17 protein-coding genes are annotated in these 15,450 nt (G+C 26.7%); 15 read left to right on the forward strand and 2 right to left on the reverse strand.

Annotation, left to right across the window (positions count from 1 at the left end; translation table 11 throughout):
* Positions 1-76 precede the first annotated feature (76 nt).
* Together DS884_RS13170 and DS884_RS13175 are read left to right on the forward strand one after the other, a co-directional pair.
* The gene (locus tag DS884_RS13170) at positions 77-556 is read left to right on the forward strand and encodes an Lrp/AsnC family transcriptional regulator (protein WP_093871072.1); all 480 of its coding nucleotides are present in this window, start codon (positions 77-79) and stop codon (positions 554-556) included.
* Between the two features lie 154 nt (positions 557-710).
* Positions 711-1,253 carry a PepSY-associated TM helix domain-containing protein gene (locus tag DS884_RS13175; protein ID WP_113787056.1) on the forward strand — a complete coding sequence of 181 codons (543 nt, stop codon included), beginning with the start codon at positions 711-713 and terminating at the stop codon, positions 1,251-1,253.
* Here DS884_RS13175 and DS884_RS13180 read toward each other — a convergent pair.
* Both DS884_RS13180 and DS884_RS13185 read right to left on the reverse strand, forming a co-directional pair.
* Positions 1,250-1,945, reverse strand: a complete 696-nt coding sequence (locus DS884_RS13180) for a pseudouridine synthase (protein ID WP_113787057.1) — start codon at positions 1,943-1,945, stop codon at positions 1,250-1,252. The two genes, DS884_RS13175 and DS884_RS13180, sit on opposite strands and share 4 nt — an antisense overlap.
* 32 nt (positions 1,946-1,977) lie before the next feature.
* Positions 1,978-3,177, reverse strand: coding sequence for a multidrug effflux MFS transporter (locus DS884_RS13185; RefSeq protein WP_199488214.1), 1,200 nt, complete (start codon positions 3,175-3,177; stop codon positions 1,978-1,980).
* Positions 3,178-3,370: 193 nt separating this feature from the next.
* Between DS884_RS13185 and DS884_RS13190 the strand changes: the two genes are divergently transcribed.
* From DS884_RS13190 to DS884_RS13250, 13 genes are all read left to right on the forward strand, one after another.
* Entirely contained in the window at positions 3,371-3,886 is a 516-nt protein-coding gene (locus DS884_RS13190; RefSeq protein WP_113787058.1) for an RNA polymerase sigma factor, read from the forward strand.
* 43 nt (positions 3,887-3,929) lie between these two features.
* Positions 3,930-4,847: a FecR family protein gene (locus tag DS884_RS13195; protein WP_093871076.1), complete on the forward strand. Its 918-nt coding sequence runs from the start codon at positions 3,930-3,932 to the stop codon at positions 4,845-4,847.
* Positions 4,848-7,424: a TonB-dependent receptor gene (locus DS884_RS13200; RefSeq protein ID WP_113787059.1), complete on the forward strand. Its 2,577-nt coding sequence runs from the start codon at positions 4,848-4,850 to the stop codon at positions 7,422-7,424.
* A 53-nt stretch (positions 7,425-7,477) separates the two neighbouring features.
* Entirely contained in the window at positions 7,478-8,371 is an 894-nt protein-coding gene (locus DS884_RS13205; RefSeq protein ID WP_093872036.1) for a MerR family transcriptional regulator, read from the forward strand.
* A gap of 98 nt (positions 8,372-8,469) precedes the next feature.
* On the forward strand, positions 8,470-9,945 hold the full coding sequence (locus tag DS884_RS13210) for a phytoene desaturase family protein (RefSeq protein ID WP_113787060.1): 1,476 nt from the start codon (positions 8,470-8,472) through the stop codon (positions 9,943-9,945).
* Entirely contained in the window at positions 9,945-10,787 is an 843-nt protein-coding gene (locus DS884_RS13215; RefSeq protein ID WP_113787061.1) for a phytoene/squalene synthase family protein, read from the forward strand. Before DS884_RS13210 ends, DS884_RS13215 begins: the two co-directional genes overlap by 1 nt.
* A complete protein-coding gene (locus tag DS884_RS13220; RefSeq protein ID WP_113787062.1) occupies positions 10,788-11,225 on the forward strand; it encodes a hypothetical protein in 438 nt (145 codons plus the stop codon).
* Positions 11,222-11,671, forward strand: a complete 450-nt coding sequence (locus tag DS884_RS13225; RefSeq protein WP_176974406.1) for a sterol desaturase family protein — start codon at positions 11,222-11,224, stop codon at positions 11,669-11,671. Before DS884_RS13220 ends, DS884_RS13225 begins: the two co-directional genes overlap by 4 nt.
* A 2-nt stretch (positions 11,672-11,673) precedes the next feature.
* Complete coding sequence (locus tag DS884_RS13230; protein WP_113787063.1) at positions 11,674-12,372, forward strand: lycopene cyclase domain-containing protein; 699 nt, start codon at positions 11,674-11,676, stop codon at positions 12,370-12,372.
* Positions 12,362-12,835 (forward strand): TspO/MBR family protein, encoded by a 474-nt coding sequence (locus DS884_RS13235; protein ID WP_113787064.1) that lies wholly within the window; start codon positions 12,362-12,364, stop codon positions 12,833-12,835. The genes DS884_RS13230 and DS884_RS13235 overlap by 11 nt, the downstream gene beginning before the upstream one ends.
* A gap of 11 nt (positions 12,836-12,846) precedes the next feature.
* Entirely contained in the window at positions 12,847-13,506 is a 660-nt protein-coding gene (locus tag DS884_RS13240) for a TetR family transcriptional regulator C-terminal domain-containing protein (protein ID WP_093871081.1), read from the forward strand.
* The gene (locus DS884_RS13245; RefSeq protein WP_113787065.1) at positions 13,503-14,813 is read left to right on the forward strand and encodes an ABC1 kinase family protein; all 1,311 of its coding nucleotides are present in this window, start codon (positions 13,503-13,505) and stop codon (positions 14,811-14,813) included. The genes DS884_RS13240 and DS884_RS13245 overlap by 4 nt, the downstream gene beginning before the upstream one ends.
* Complete coding sequence (locus DS884_RS13250) at positions 14,814-15,428, forward strand: flavin reductase family protein (RefSeq protein WP_113787066.1); 615 nt, start codon at positions 14,814-14,816, stop codon at positions 15,426-15,428. It abuts the gene before it with no gap.
* Positions 15,429-15,450: the final 22 nt, after the last annotated feature.

The following is a 15,450-nucleotide window of genomic DNA, read 5'->3' on the forward strand; positions in this document are numbered from 1 at the left end:
GTTTTTCTTCTAATGAAAGTATATAAAAATTGAAAAAAAATCATATTTTAGCAGTATTACTTGAAATAAAACAAAAATGAAGAAATTTGTATTAGATGAAATAGATCATCAAATCTTAGACATTTTAATAGAAAATGCTAGAACACCTTTTACTGATATAGCTAAGAAGTTATTAGTGTCTGCAGGAACTATTCATGTACGAGTAAAGAAAATGGAAGATGAAGGTATAATAGAAGGATCTACATTGACATTGAATTATGAAAAAATGGGATATTCTTTTATAGCTCATGTAGGTGTTTTTTTAGAAAAAACATCAATGACACAACATGTTTTAGAAAGCTTAAGATTAATACCTAATGTAACTGTAGCTTACGTTACAGCAGGAAAATATAATATTTTTTGTAAAGTTAGAGCAAAGAGCACAAACGATGCGAAAGATATTATTTATAGAATTGATGACATTCATGGTGTAAATAGAACTGAAACTATGATATCATTAGAAGAAAGTATTAATGATAAAAAGCGTTTAATGCATGCTATTTTTAAAGAAATATAGTTCTTTCTAAAAAAAGTAATAAAAAAACTGCCTTTAAATAAAGGCAGTTTTTTTATTGACTAATGTAAAGTAATTTCTAGATATAGAAAATATAGAGTATCATAATAGTTCGGGTTAATTCAATATATTTGAAAAATAAATATTATTTAATATAATGAAATTAACAAATAGAAGTTTACATCGTGACTTTGCTTATTTTTATGTAGGTTTAATTATTGCTTTTTCTTTTTCAGGAATTATTTTAAATCACAGAGAAGATTGGTATCCTATGAATTATACTTTCGAAAGTAAAGACGTTCAACTTAATTTACCTGAGAACTTAGATTTGTTAACGAAAGAATATATTCAAGAAGAAGTAAGGAATATAGATGAAAAATATGATGGCCATAGAGTAAGAAAGAATACACTTAGAGTATATTTTAAAGGAAATATAATATTAGATGTTGATACAGCTACAGGAAAAGGAATAATAGAGTACAAGAGAAAAGTACCATTATTAGGACATACCATGTATTTACACAAGTCTACTAATAGTTTTTGGATTTGGTATTCAGATATTTTTGGAGTAGCTATGTTATTAATAGCAATTACTGGAGTTTTAATTCCTGCTGGTAAAAATGGTTTTTCTAAAAGAGGCTGGAAATTAGCCGTTTTAGGGATGTTGTTTCCTGTAGTATTCTTAGTACTATTCTCTTAAATTTCCCAATTGAATTTATTGAAGATAACTTTCCAATTCTCAGTGAAATTAGATGTTAATTTGATTTCTTTGTTTAAGAAAGGATGAATAAATTCAAGATTATGTGCATGTAAAAATAAGTTGTCACAATCAAAATTTTCAATAAACATCATATTATGGTTTTTATCTCCATATTTTGGATCACCTATTAAGGGGTGACTTATTTTGTTTGTATGTATTCGTAATTGATGTAATCTTCCAGTTTTTGGAGTTAATTTCACTAAACTATACCTTGATGTATCATATGGTTTTACAGGTATATCTAAAATCTTCTGTTTTATAGTTTCAAGTTTAGTTTCTGCCTCTTTGTATACATTTGAATCTCTTCCTTTTACTGGACTATCAATAATGGTACTTTGTGGAGAATGACCTCTTACAATCCCATAATAAGTTTTTTGAATTAAATTTTCTGTAAAAAGGTTTTGAAATTTTGAAACAAACTTGGTTTCTTTAGCAAGTAAAATAATTCCTGAAGTTTTTCTATCTAGTCTATGAATAGGATAATATTTACCCTTAATTTGTTCATCAAGTAATTGTAATAATGATTTTTCGTCAGAAACATTTCTAGAATGATGTGCATGATGTACAACAACATTGTTAGGTTTTGTTACACAAACTATATATTCGTCTTGATAAATAACTTCTAGTTTCAAAATTAAAAATACTTTTAAATGAATGATTTGATTTATAATTGTACCTCTTTCTTAACGTATACTAGCATCGCTAATGAAAGTAATCCACAAGCCAAAAAGCCTACAAAAAGAGGAATAGATGTCGTTGTTATATAACTACCTATAAACATAGCAATAGGAACTGCCATTATTGTAGATATAAAACCATTAAATGCTGCGCCAATACCAGCAATATGACCTATAGGTTGCATTGCTAAAGCTCTTAAGTTTCCAAATAAAAAACCTATCGAAAAAAATTGAAGCGCAAAAAACAATAAAATAATTTCAATACTAGGGTTTTTAGAACCATAAAATAAAGCGATATAAATAATAGGAACTAGAATAAAAACATAAGTAAAAAAATAGACTAGTTTAAACATACCAAACTTCATGACTAAAGTTCCATTTAAAAATGTTGCAAAACCTACAGAAATAGCTAGCCCAGCAAAAATAAAAGGAAATTCTTCATGTAAGCTATATTGTTCTTGAAAAATATATTGTGAAGCACTTAAGTATACCATAAAAGAGCCTGTAATTAGCCCAGAAATTAAAGTAAAAACAAATGCTTGCTTCTGTTTTTTAAATTCTTTATATCCGTTAATAAAAAGCTTATATGAAAAAGTAGTTTTATGCTCTTTTTTTAAAGTTTCTGGCTGTCTTTTCCACAGCCATATCATAATTAATACTCCAAATATTAATTGACTATAAAATATAGATTTCCACCCATAATTATCAAGCATAATTTTACCTAATGAAGGAGCTACTACTGGTACTAAAATGAAAATTACAACTATAAAAGACATTATTTTAGCCATATAGTTACCACTAAAACTATCACGTACCATTGCTATACTAATGGTTCTTGGTGCTGAAAGACCAATTCCTTGTAAAATTCTACCAATTACCATCATTTCAATACTTGAAGCTGTAACACAAATAAAACTAGCTAAAACAAAAATAATAAAGCCAAAATATATTATTGGTTTTCTACCAAAACTATCAGAAATAGGACCTGCAATTAATTGACCAAAACCAAGACCTAAAAATATCATAGTAACAAGAAGTTGATTATCACTTGTGTCTTTTAGATTGATAGAGTATCCTATTTGATCCAAAGCAGGTAGTAAAGCATCAATAGATAAGGCAACTAATGACATTAAAGAAGCCATTAAAGTAATGAATTCTAATTTAGAATTATTTGAAGTTTTATGCATTTTACAAAATTACAACAACTAGTAAGTTAAATAGTGAAAAAAGGAAATTAAAAAGAAAATAAAAAATGGTGCCATTAGCTTTAAGAAGGGTTAAGGTTCACTAATAGCACCCAGTATATAATTAATTTGTTATAAAACAATTAAAAAATAAAATACCCTACCTTTTTTTTAAAAAAATGTTAAGTTTGTTGCAATGAAAACAAAAAAAACAATTTGTCAACCAAAAGTATTTGAAGATGTTTATGATAAACAATCAAAATCTTTACATAATTTTATGTATTACAAATGTGGTGATAAAGATTTAGCAGAAGATTTTGTTCAAGAATCTTTCATTAAGTTATGGGAGAATTGTTCAAAAGTACTTATAGAAAAAGCTAAATCATTTTTATTTACTGTTGCTAACAACATGTTTTTAAATCATGTTGCACATAAAAAGATTGTATTGAAGCATTCTTCTGAAAACAAGAAAGGTTACACAAATGAGACCCCCGAATTTATAATTGAAGAGAAAGAGTTTTTAAGTAAGCTTAAAAATGCTATAGCAGATTTACCTGAAAAACAGCGTGAAGTTTTTTTATTAAATAGAATTGATAAAAAAAAATATAGAGAAATTGCTGAAATGCTAGATATATCTGTTAAAGCAGTAGAAAAAAGAATGTCTTTGGCATTAAAAGCATTAAGAGATAAAATAGGGAGGAATTTAAAGTAGGGTAGCTTATACTTTACTTGTTATACAATAAGAAAGGCAGAAAATGAATAAAAAGATAGATGATGATTTTTTAGCTAAGTGGTTAAATAATCAGCTTACAAAAAATGAATTAGAAGATTTTAAAAAGACTTCTGATTATGCTTTGTATGAAAAAATAATGAATGTATCGTCAGAGTTTGAAGAACCTATATTTGAAAAAGAAAAGGTATTTGAAGGTATAAAAGAAAGTACAAGTGCTTTGTTAAGTACAGAAAAAAGAAAGTCTAAGGTTTATAAACTAAATTGGTTATCAGCAGCAGCGTCAGTTTTAATTATATTTAGTGCTTTATATTTTTTTAATAGTTCTACGAGCCATGAAACTGGTTATGGTGAACAGTTAGCAATAATATTACCAGATAGTTCTGAAGTGCTTTTAAATTCAAAATCATCAATTAGTTTCAAAAAAAGAGATTGGGAGAGCTCTAGAGAACTATTTTTGAAAGGTGAAGCACATTTTAAAGTGAAAAAAGGAGAAACCTTTAAAGTAGTTACCGATTTAGGGGAGGTTAAAGTACTAGGTACTCAATTCAATGTTCAATCAAACAAGGAATATATTGAAGTTCATTGTTTTGAAGGTAAAGTAAGAGTAAACTCTGGAAAGGCTAATAATATTTTAACAAAAGGTAAAGCAGTAAGGAATTTTAATAATGGTCTAGAAGAAAAATGGAATATAGATCAAGAAGAGCCTACATGGAAAAATGGAGAAACTTCATTTAAAAGTATAGCCTTGAAATTTATAGTTTTATCTATTGAAAATCAATATCATATTAAAATAAAAACTTCTGATATAGACCTAACTCAAAAGTTTACTGGAAGTTATACTCATGACAATTTAAAAGTTGCTTTAAAAACTGTTTTTGAACCTATGAAAATAGGAGTTATCTTTACAGATACAAAAATGGTTACATTAGTTAAAAAGTAAATGAATTTTAAATTTCATGTTTTATTAATATTACCTTTTTTTTGGGCAATAAATTCTTTACATGCTCAAAAAAATAAACAAAAGGACTCTATACAATTAAGAGACCTTTTTGTTCTTTTAGAAAAAAAACATGAAATAAAATTCTCCTACAATGATAAACTCATTAAAAATAAGTTTGTAGAAAACTCATTTATTAAACTACCTCTAAACAAAGTTCTTGATAAAGTAGCTATTAATTTTAAATTAAAGTTTGAAAAAATAACAGAAAGATACATTACTGTTTCAAAATCAGGAAAATTATATCAGATTAGTGGAAATATTTTTGATAAAAAAGATAAAAAGCCAATTCAAGGAGCTAGTGTTGTTTCGTTACGTAGAAACAAAGGTGTGATATCTAATGAAAATGGCTTTTTTAAACTATCTAACCTTATTGAAGGTGATAAAGTTGAAGTGTCCTTTATAGGTTATGATACTAAAACATTAATAGTCAATGAAGAATTGACTTCTGAACAATTATCATTAATATTGAGTGAATCTACTACTTTATTAGAAGAAGTTTTAGTTTCCGACTACATGGTTGGAGGTATTGATAAAAAAACTGATGGATCTTTAGTAATTTCTCCTAAAAAGTTAGGTACAGTTTCTGGATTAACTGAACCCGATATATTACAAAGTGTACAATTATTACCAGGAATTAACAGCCCTGATGAAACTGCTTCAGGTTTGTTTATAAGAGGAGGTACTCCTGAACAGAATTTAATACTTTTTGATGGTATTAAAATGTATAACTCATCACATTTCTTTGGAATGATATCTGCATTTAATCCTTATATTGTTGATAAGGTTAAAGTTTTTAAAAGTGGAGCTAGTGCTGAATATGGTAATCATACTTCTGGTGTAATTGATATAGAAACAAATAAAGAAATACCTAAAAGTTTTAATGGAGGGTTTGGTGTAAATATGACACATTTTGATGCGTTTATGAATATACCTATTTCAAAAAAAATTGGAATTTCTTTATCAGGAAGAAGATCTTTTACTGACGTTTTCAAAACAAATACGTTTAATAGATTATCAAAAAAAGTTTTTCAAAACTCAATTATATCAAGAAACGAAAGTGTTGGGACAGAATTATATGATAGTAAAAATGATTTTTATTTTTTTGATGTTAATTCCAAACTTACTTATAAACCTTCTTCTAAAGATATTATTACATTTAATTATTTATTAGTTAGGAATAAATTAAACTATGTTTTTAATACTAAAAACTCTAATAGGTATATAACAGAAGATGATTTACAAATAAAGAATACTGGAATTAGAACTATGTGGGAACGTAAACTAGGAAATAATTCTATTTTAAGAACAAACTTTTATTCATCAACTTATGATTTGAATTATGAATACAATGGATCATTTGACTATGGTAGTCCATACACGCAAAAGGCGCTGAAAAGTAATATCATTAAAGATTTAGGATTTAAAAGTGTTTTTGAGAAAAAATTAAATGAAAAATCGTCTTTTCTAACAGGTTATGAATTTTCAAATAATAGTGTAAGTTACAGTATTGAAAGAGGAGTTAAATCTACAATTTCAAGTACAAAATATAAAATAGCTGACTCTGGAAATAATAATTCCCATGCTTGGTTTTTTAATTATGGATTTAATAATTATAAAAAAACAATTGTAAACGTAGGAGTTAGAACAAACTATTTTACACTTTCTGATAAAGTTTATTTTGCACCTAGAATCTATTTTCAACAACAATTATTACCTAATTTATCATTTAAAACTTCTTTTGAGTTCAAACAGCAAAATATAGGAAGGTTGTTAGAAGTTCATACTTCAGATTTTGGTTTAGAAAATGAAGTTTGGTTGCTGATTGATAATGAAGAGTTACCAATTTTAAGAAATAAACAGTATACTTTCGGTGCTATATATAAAGCTAATGGATTAACATTTGACATAGATTATTACAGAAAGTATAGTAAAGGAGTAACTTCAGCTACAAAGGCTACTGAAGGAAATATTAGAGGTTTTTATCAAGGTACAAGTAAGGTTGATGGAGTTGATGTATTGTTAAAAAAATCTATTAACAATTATAACACTTGGGTGAACTTTAGTTACAGTAAATCTAGGTATATTTTTGATGAAGTTAATAATGGGAAATTTTTCTCTACAAATTTTGATACAACCAATAGTTTTTTGTGGGCACATAATTTGAATTTAGGTAACTTTAGTTTTTCATTAGCATGGGTTTGGAAAACAGGAACACCTTATTCACCAGTTGAAAGAATTGAAAATAATGGAAATCTTGTCTTAGGAGATCTTAATTCAAAAAGACTGCCTGCTTACCATAAAATGGATTTATCATCCAGTTATTCTTTTAATTTTGATAAAAATAAAAAGTGGAAAGGAAAAATAGGGATTTCATTATTAAATTTATACGACAGAACAAACTACTTGAGGAGAAGTTATAGTAGTGTTTGGGATGGTACAAAATATAGTATTCAACAAAGTGAGCAGCTATCTTTAGGTATGACTCCAAACCTAGTTTTGAGAATTTTTATCAAATAAATTTTTATTTTAAAAAAACAAAGCTATCTTTGTTTAAAGAAAATAAAAATATATTGAACAATATAAAAACCATATTCACAATTAAAGATCTAGAAAATATTTCTGGAATCAAGGCACATACTATTAGGATATGGGAAAAAAGATATAATTTATTTCAGCCTAAAAGAACGGACACCAACATTCGTTATTATTCTTCAGAAAGCCTTTTAAAGTTATTAAATGTAGCCTTATTAAATAAGCATAAGTATAAGATATCAAAAATTGCAGAAATGTCTGATGAGCAAGTAAAAGTGACTGCTCGTGAATTATCTTTTAATTATGCTGTAGGAGATGAAGCTATAAATTCTTTTAAAATATCAATGTTTCAATTTGATAAAGTATTGTTTAATAATACATATAACAAGCTTTTACATAAAAAAACATTTAGGCAAATCTTTAAAGATGTATTTGTTCCTTTTCTTGAAAATATTGGTTTATTATGGCAAACAGATACTTTACTTCCAGCTCATGAGCATTTTATATCTAATTTAATAATTCAAAAAATACAACTTAATACTGAAAATTTAGAGTACATAACCACTAAAGAAGATCTTACGTATGTTTTATTCCTTCCTGATGGTGAAATACATGAGATAGGGCTTTTGTACTTAAATTATGAACTGGTATTAAGGGGATACAGAACTATCTATTTAGGACAAAGTTTGCCATTGAATAATTTAAGTTACTTTTTTGATAGTGATACAAAAATGTGTTTTGTTTCTTCAATGACTGTAAAGCCTTACGAAGATAAAATAAAGGGTTATTTTAAAGAAATAGATGAAATACTGAGTACAACTAACCATAAATTCATAGGTATTGGTAATAAAGCCATGTTAGTTGAAAATGAACTATTCAATTCGAATATAAAGGTTTATCCTTCGGTTATAAAAGTATTAGAGAAAATATAGTTATTTAGTCTCTAATTTGTTAAGTTGTTATTGTTTTAACAAAAAAATGACACTTAAAATTCTATATATAAATTAATTTTGTTTAACTTTGTGTTAATATGATTAAACAAGAAAATAAAATATCAATAATTGGATCAGGTTTTTCATCATTGTCTGCAGCATGCTATTTAGCTAAATACGGTTATGAAGTTGTAGTTTATGAAAAAAATAAAACGGTTGGAGGTAGAGCAAGACAATATTTAAATGATGGTTTTACATTTGATATCGGACCTACCTGGTATTGGATGCCAGATGTATTTGAAAAGTTTTTTGCTGATTTTGGTAAGAAACCCTCTGATTATTACAAGTTAGAAAAATTATCGCCAGCTTATCAAGTTTATTTTGGAGATAACGATAGTATTGTTATTCCCGACAATTTTCAAGAAATATGTGATGTTTTTGAAAAAGAAGAAAAAGGCAGTTCTAAACACTTAATTAAGTTTATGAAATCTGCCGAAGATAATTATGATATAGCTGTGAAAGATATGGTATATAAGCCAGGGGTTTCACCATTAGAGTTGATTTCATTTAAAACAGCAGTCAGATTAAGTCAGTTTTTTTCTACGATACGAAAGCAAGTTAGAAAGAAAATAAAAAGTGAAAAATTAATTCAGATACTAGAGTTTCCTGTATTGTTTTTAGGTGCAAAACCTAGTAATACACCTGCATTTTATAATTTCATGAATTATGCTGATTTTTCTTTAGGTACATGGCATCCGGTCGGAGGAATGTATAAGGTAATTGAAGGAATGTCTAAATTGGCAAAAGATTTAGGAGTTCAGTTTAAAACTAATGCTACAATAAATTCTATTGAAGTAGATGAAAGTAATAAAGTTTCAGGAATGCAGGTAAATGGGGAAAGAGTTGAAACAAATTTAATTTTAAGTGGTGCTGACTATCACCATACTGAAACACTATTACCAACTAAGTTTAGGCAATATTCAGAAAAGTATTGGTCAAATAAAACATTTGCACCATCATCTTTATTGTTTTATATTGGGTTTGATAAAAAATTAAAAAATGTATGTCATCACACGTTGTTTTTTGATACAGACTTTGATGAACATGCAAAAACAATTTATGACAATCCTAGTTGGCCAGAAAAACCTCTATTTTATGCAAGTTTTCCATCAATAACTGATGATTCATTTGCTCCTGAAAATAAAGAAGCTGGAACAATTTTAATTCCTTTGGCGCCAGGTATAGAAGATACCCCTAAAATAAGGGAAAAGTATTTTAATATTGTTATAGAAAGGCTAGAAAAATTAACAGGTCAAAAAGTAAGAGATTCTATTTTATTTAAAGAAAGTTATTGTGTAAATGATTTTATAAAAGATTACAATTCTTACAAAGGAAACGCTTATGGATTAGCTAATATTCTAACACAAACTGCTTTTTTAAGGCCTAAAATCAAAAGTAATAAGGTAAACAACCTATATTTTACAGGACAATTAACGGTTCCAGGACCGGGTGTACCACCGTCTTTAATTTCGGGTAAAGTAGCTTCAGAACTAATCTTAAAAACACGTAAATAATGAAACAATTATTTGATCAAGTATCCTACAATTGCAGTAAATTAGTAACTAAAAAATACAGTACTTCTTTTTCTTTAGCAACAAGAATGTTAGCCCCCGAAATTAGAGCTGCAGTATATAATATTTATGGATTTGTAAGATTTGCAGATGAAATAGTTGATACATTTCATGAATATGACAAAGAAGCATTGATGTATCAGTTTGAAAAAAATTATTATTTAGGCAAGCATCAGGGAATTAGTTTAAATCCTATTTTGAATTCTTTTATACAAACTGTAAATAAATATCATATAGAAGATGAATTAATTCAAGCATTTTTAAAAAGCATGAAAGCAGATTTATTTAAAACGGAATATACTACTCAAGAAGAATATAATGAATATATATATGGTTCTGCTGACGTAGTTGGTTTAATGTGTTTACGAGTTTTTGTTAAAGGTGATAATAAGAAATACGAAGAATTAAAAAAAGCTGCAATGAGATTAGGTTCAGCTTTTCAAAAAGTTAATTTTTTACGTGATTTAAAAGATGATATTGAATTATTGAATAGATCTTATTTCCCAAACATCGATTTAAAACAGTTAGATAAGGATTCAAAAGAACAAATTATAAAAGAAATTGAAGATGATTTTGAGTATGCTTATAAAAACGGAGTTTTAAAATTACCAGTTGAAGCTAAATTTGGAGTTTATATTGCTTATAGATATTATAGAAAATTATTAAAAAAATTAAAGTCCGTCCCTTCTTCTCAAATAATGGATACAAGAATTAGAATTTCAAATAGCTTGAAAATTAGCTTACTTATGAGAGGGTATGCTAGGTATAAATTAAATTTATTATAAATGAAGTGGTTGTTTAACTTTTTATTTTTTAATGTGTTAATTTTTAATAGCATTCCTGATTATGTTCAATCATATCATAAAGCAACAACTAAAAAGCAAGAAGTTGAGTTTATAAATAAATACAAAAACAGTTCTAAAATAAATATTATTGCTTATGTAGTTTCTTTAGAAATGAAGCAAGCTAAATATAAATTTTTCCCTTGGAAAAAATTATCAATTTTTAATAAGGGAAAAAAGAAATTAGAAGGATTAATTAGGGATAACCCTGATAATGTAGATTTAAGATACATACGATTAGTTATTCAAGAGAATGTTCCTTCGTTACTAAATTATAAATCAAACATAACAGAAGATAAATTGTTCTTAAGTAATATTATGAAAATAAAAGACACTTCAGACTATTTAGATTTTTATATAAAAAAGAATACATCTTTATGATCACATTTGCAGTTGTAACAATAGGAACTTTTATAATTATGGAAGGTGTTACTTGGTGTACACATAAATATGTAATGCATGGATTTGGATGGTTTTTACATGAAGATCATCATCAACCAGGATATCCTCATGTTTTTGAAAAAAATGATGCTTTTTTTGTAGTTTTTGCTGTACCAAGTATTTTACTTTTTTATTTTGGGATTAGGCCTGAATTAAATTCTTTATTTTTTATTGGTTTAGGTATTTTGCTTTATGGCTTAGCTTACTTTTTAATTCATGATGTTCTTATTCATCGTAGATTTAATTGGTTTAAAAACACAAGTAATAGATATTTAAGAGGTTTAAGGAAAGCACATAAAATTCATCACAAACATTTAGGAAAACCAGATGGAGAATGTTTTGGAATGTTGTTTGTTCCTTTTAAATATTTCAAAAAAAGACAGTAGCAATGAACAATTACTTATATCTCATATTAAATTTAGGGAGTTTAAGTATTCCTTTAATGTATAGTTTTTTTGAAAAAGAATTTCACTTTATTCAATATTTTAAAGCAGTTGTATTAAGTATTGTTTTGGTAGCGATACCATTTTTAATATGGGATGGTATTTTTACTTACTATGGAGTTTGGGGATTTAATCCAGATTATCATTTATCAATTGATATTCTAGGAATGCCACTTGAAGAATGTATGTTTTTTTTCTGTATTCCTTATGCTTGCTTATTTACTCATGAAGTTTTAAAATTCTATTTACCAAACTTTAAGTTATCAAAAGGAACAACAATTATAGTTTCAACTTTGCTATTGGTATTAGTGTGTTTTTTATTAATTTTTAATTTTGGTAAATGGTATACTACTGTAAACTTTATATTTTTCATACTATTATTAATTTATAGTATTAAGAATCATTTACATGTTTTAGCTAATTATTTGCCAAGTTTTATAGTAATAATGATTCCATTTTTATTAATAAACGGAATTTTAACAGGAAGTTTTATTGATGAACCAGTAGTATGGTATGATAATACTGAAAATTTAAATTTTAGAATATTTACTATTCCATTTGAGGATGTGTTTTACGCTTTTAATTTACTGTTTTCAATACAATTATTGTTTAATTATTTAAAAAAAAGGGAGCATGAAAAATAAACCTCTTGTACGCTTTGTTGTTTTTTTAATTGTTAATTATTTAGCGTTATATATAGGTGTAATATTAATGGAAAATGGACCTAGAGCTGAATGGTACCTTTCGCTAAATAAAGCTCCGTGGACTCCGCCTGGATGGGTGTTTGGTGCAGCCTGGTCATCAATTATGTTCTTCTTTTCTTTCTACATGACTAAATTGAGCTTTAAGTTTAATTTTTTTAATAAAGAATTGATTGTATTGTATACTGTTCAGTGGATATTGAATGTAAGTTGGAACTTAGCTTTCTTTAATAATCATCAAACTATATTAGGACTTGTAGTAATAATAATTTTATGGTTATTAATAGGTTATTTTACTTTTAAATACATAAAAACCTTAGGAGTTTATACCCTATTAATAGTACCTTATTTGGTTTGGATGACTATCGCAACTAGTTTAAATGCTTATATAGTTTTAAACAATTAAAATAAATAACAATGGCTCGAAAAAAAAATATAACAGCAGATAAAATAATAGAATTATATATGGATGAAGTATTAATGGGAACAAATACTTCAAGTACAATATATGCTTTTTCAAAGAATAATAATTTTGAAGAAAGTGAATTCTATAGACACTTCAATAGTTTTGAAACTCTTGAGAAAAAAGTTTTTGCAATTTTTTGTAGTAAAACGGTTGAATTATTATTAAAAAATGATGATTACAAAATGTATGATTCTAAAAGTAAATTATTAAGTTTTTACTATACATTTTTTGAATTGTTATCAGCTAATAGGTCCTATGTAACTTTAAAGTTGAAACAAAACAAGAATAAATTAGAATCTTTAAAATTATTATCAAAATTAAGATTAGAGTTTCAAGAATATATTTCCGCAGAAATTCACACAGATAAAATTGATTTTAAAAATAAAACAGCAAATAAAATTCAAGACAAAGGGTTTTTAGAAGCTTCATGGATGCATTTACTATTTACAATCCAATTTTGGCTAGATGATGAGTCAGAAAATTTTGAAAAAACAGATATTTTTATTGAAAAATCAGTGAAAGCAAGTTTTGATTTAAGAGATATAACACCTGTTCAAAGTGTGTTTGATTTTGCTAAATTTTTGTGGAAAGAAAAAATGCCTACAGTATGAAAAGTATAGATAACATTCCAACATCAAAAATTCAACGTGCTTCTAAATTAATTACTACTGGATTAAAAGTAGGAGTTAATTATGCTAAATACTATGGAGAGAAGATAGTAAAATCAGAAGAGGAGGCTAAGGAAAATTTAAATGAAGCTAATGCAACTGATATTTATGATGGATTAAAAACCTTAAAAGGATCAGCTTTAAAAGTAGCACAAATGTTAAGCATGGAAAAAAACATTTTACCAAGTGCTTATGTAGAAAAATTTTCGTTATCACAATTTTCTGTTCCGCCATTATCGCCTCCTTTAGTTGTGAAAACCTTTAAAAATTATTTTAAAAAATCACCTTTAGAAGTGTTTGATACGTTTACTGCTAAATCAGTGAATGCAGCTAGTATAGGGCAGGTTCATAAAGCAACTAAAGGAAGTAAGAATTTGGCAGTTAAAATTCAATATCCTGGAGTGGCTGAAAGTATTTCTTCTGATTTAGCAATGGTGAAGCCAATAGCTATTAAAATGTTTAACATAAAAGGGGAAGGTTCAGATGAGTATTTTAAAGAGGTTGAAAATAAATTAACTGAAGAGACTAATTATGTATTAGAGCTTAAACAAAGCAAAGAAATTGCTGAACAGTGTAAGAATATACCAAATTTGAAATTTCCAAATTACTATTCTGAATATTCCTCAGAGAAAATTTTAACTATGGATTGGATGGAAGGAGTTCATTTATCTGAATTTACTTCAAAAAATAATTCTGTTGAAGTTTTAAATAAAATAGGACAAGCTTTGTGGGATTTTTATATGTATCAAATGCATGTTTTAAAAAAAGTACATGCAGATCCACATCCAGGTAATTTTTTAGTTTCAGAAAAAAATGAATTGATAGTAATTGATTTTGGGTGTATGAAAGAGGTTCCTGATAGTTTTTATGTACCCTATTTTGAATTAGCTCAAAAAGAGAATATAGAAAACCCTGAGTTTTTTGAAAGTAAGTTATATGAGCTTGAAATTTTAAGAGATGATGATACTGATGAAGAAAAGAAATTTTTTAAATCATTATTTTATGAAATGTTATCTCTTTTTACCCAACCTTTTCATGAAGAGGTATTTGATTTTTCAGATGACGTTTTTTTTAATAGAATAGCTGAGTTAGGTCAGAAATATGCTAAAAGCACTGAATTAAAAAAAATGAATGGTAATAGAGGTTCAAAGCATTTTATATATATAAACAGAACATTTTTTGGATTGTATAATTTAATGCATGATTTAAAAGCGAACCATATTCAAATTAATAACTTTAAAAGTTTATAAATGTATTTAACAAGGGCTTATATTGATAGTTTAGAGCATTTGTATAAAATTAACTTAATTAATAGTGTTTCTGGTTTTAAATCAGCGAATCTAATCGGTACTAAATCAACAAAAAATATTACAAATGTAGCGGTTTTTAGTTCAGTAGTTCATTACGGTTCAGCCCCACCAATACTAGGTTTCGTAGTAAGACCTACTTCTGTTAGGCGAAATACATATGATAATATTAAAGAAACAGGTTATTTTACAATAAATCATATTCATCATGATATTATTGAAGATGCGCATCATACTTCTGCTAAATATTCATCAGAAATATCTGAATTCGATAAAACTAATTTAAAAGAAGAGTATTTGAATGATTTTTATGCTCCTTTTGTTGAAGGCTGTCCAATTAAAATTGGATTAAAATATATAGATGAGTATTATATAAAAGCAAATGGTACAATACTAGTTTTAGGAGAAATTATCGATTTGCATATTAATGATTCGCTAATAAAAGAAGATGGTTTTATCGATTTATTAGAAGGTAATATTGCAGCAATTAATGGATTGGATGCTTATACAGTTCCAAAAATAAAAAAAAGGCTAAGTTATCAAAGACCTAAAAACTAAGGTTTTTCTGTAATTGCCTAAA

This window comes from Tenacibaculum sp. E3R01, assembly GCF_003318185.1.
Lineage (GTDB): Bacteria > Bacteroidota > Bacteroidia > Flavobacteriales > Flavobacteriaceae > Polaribacter > Polaribacter halocynthiae.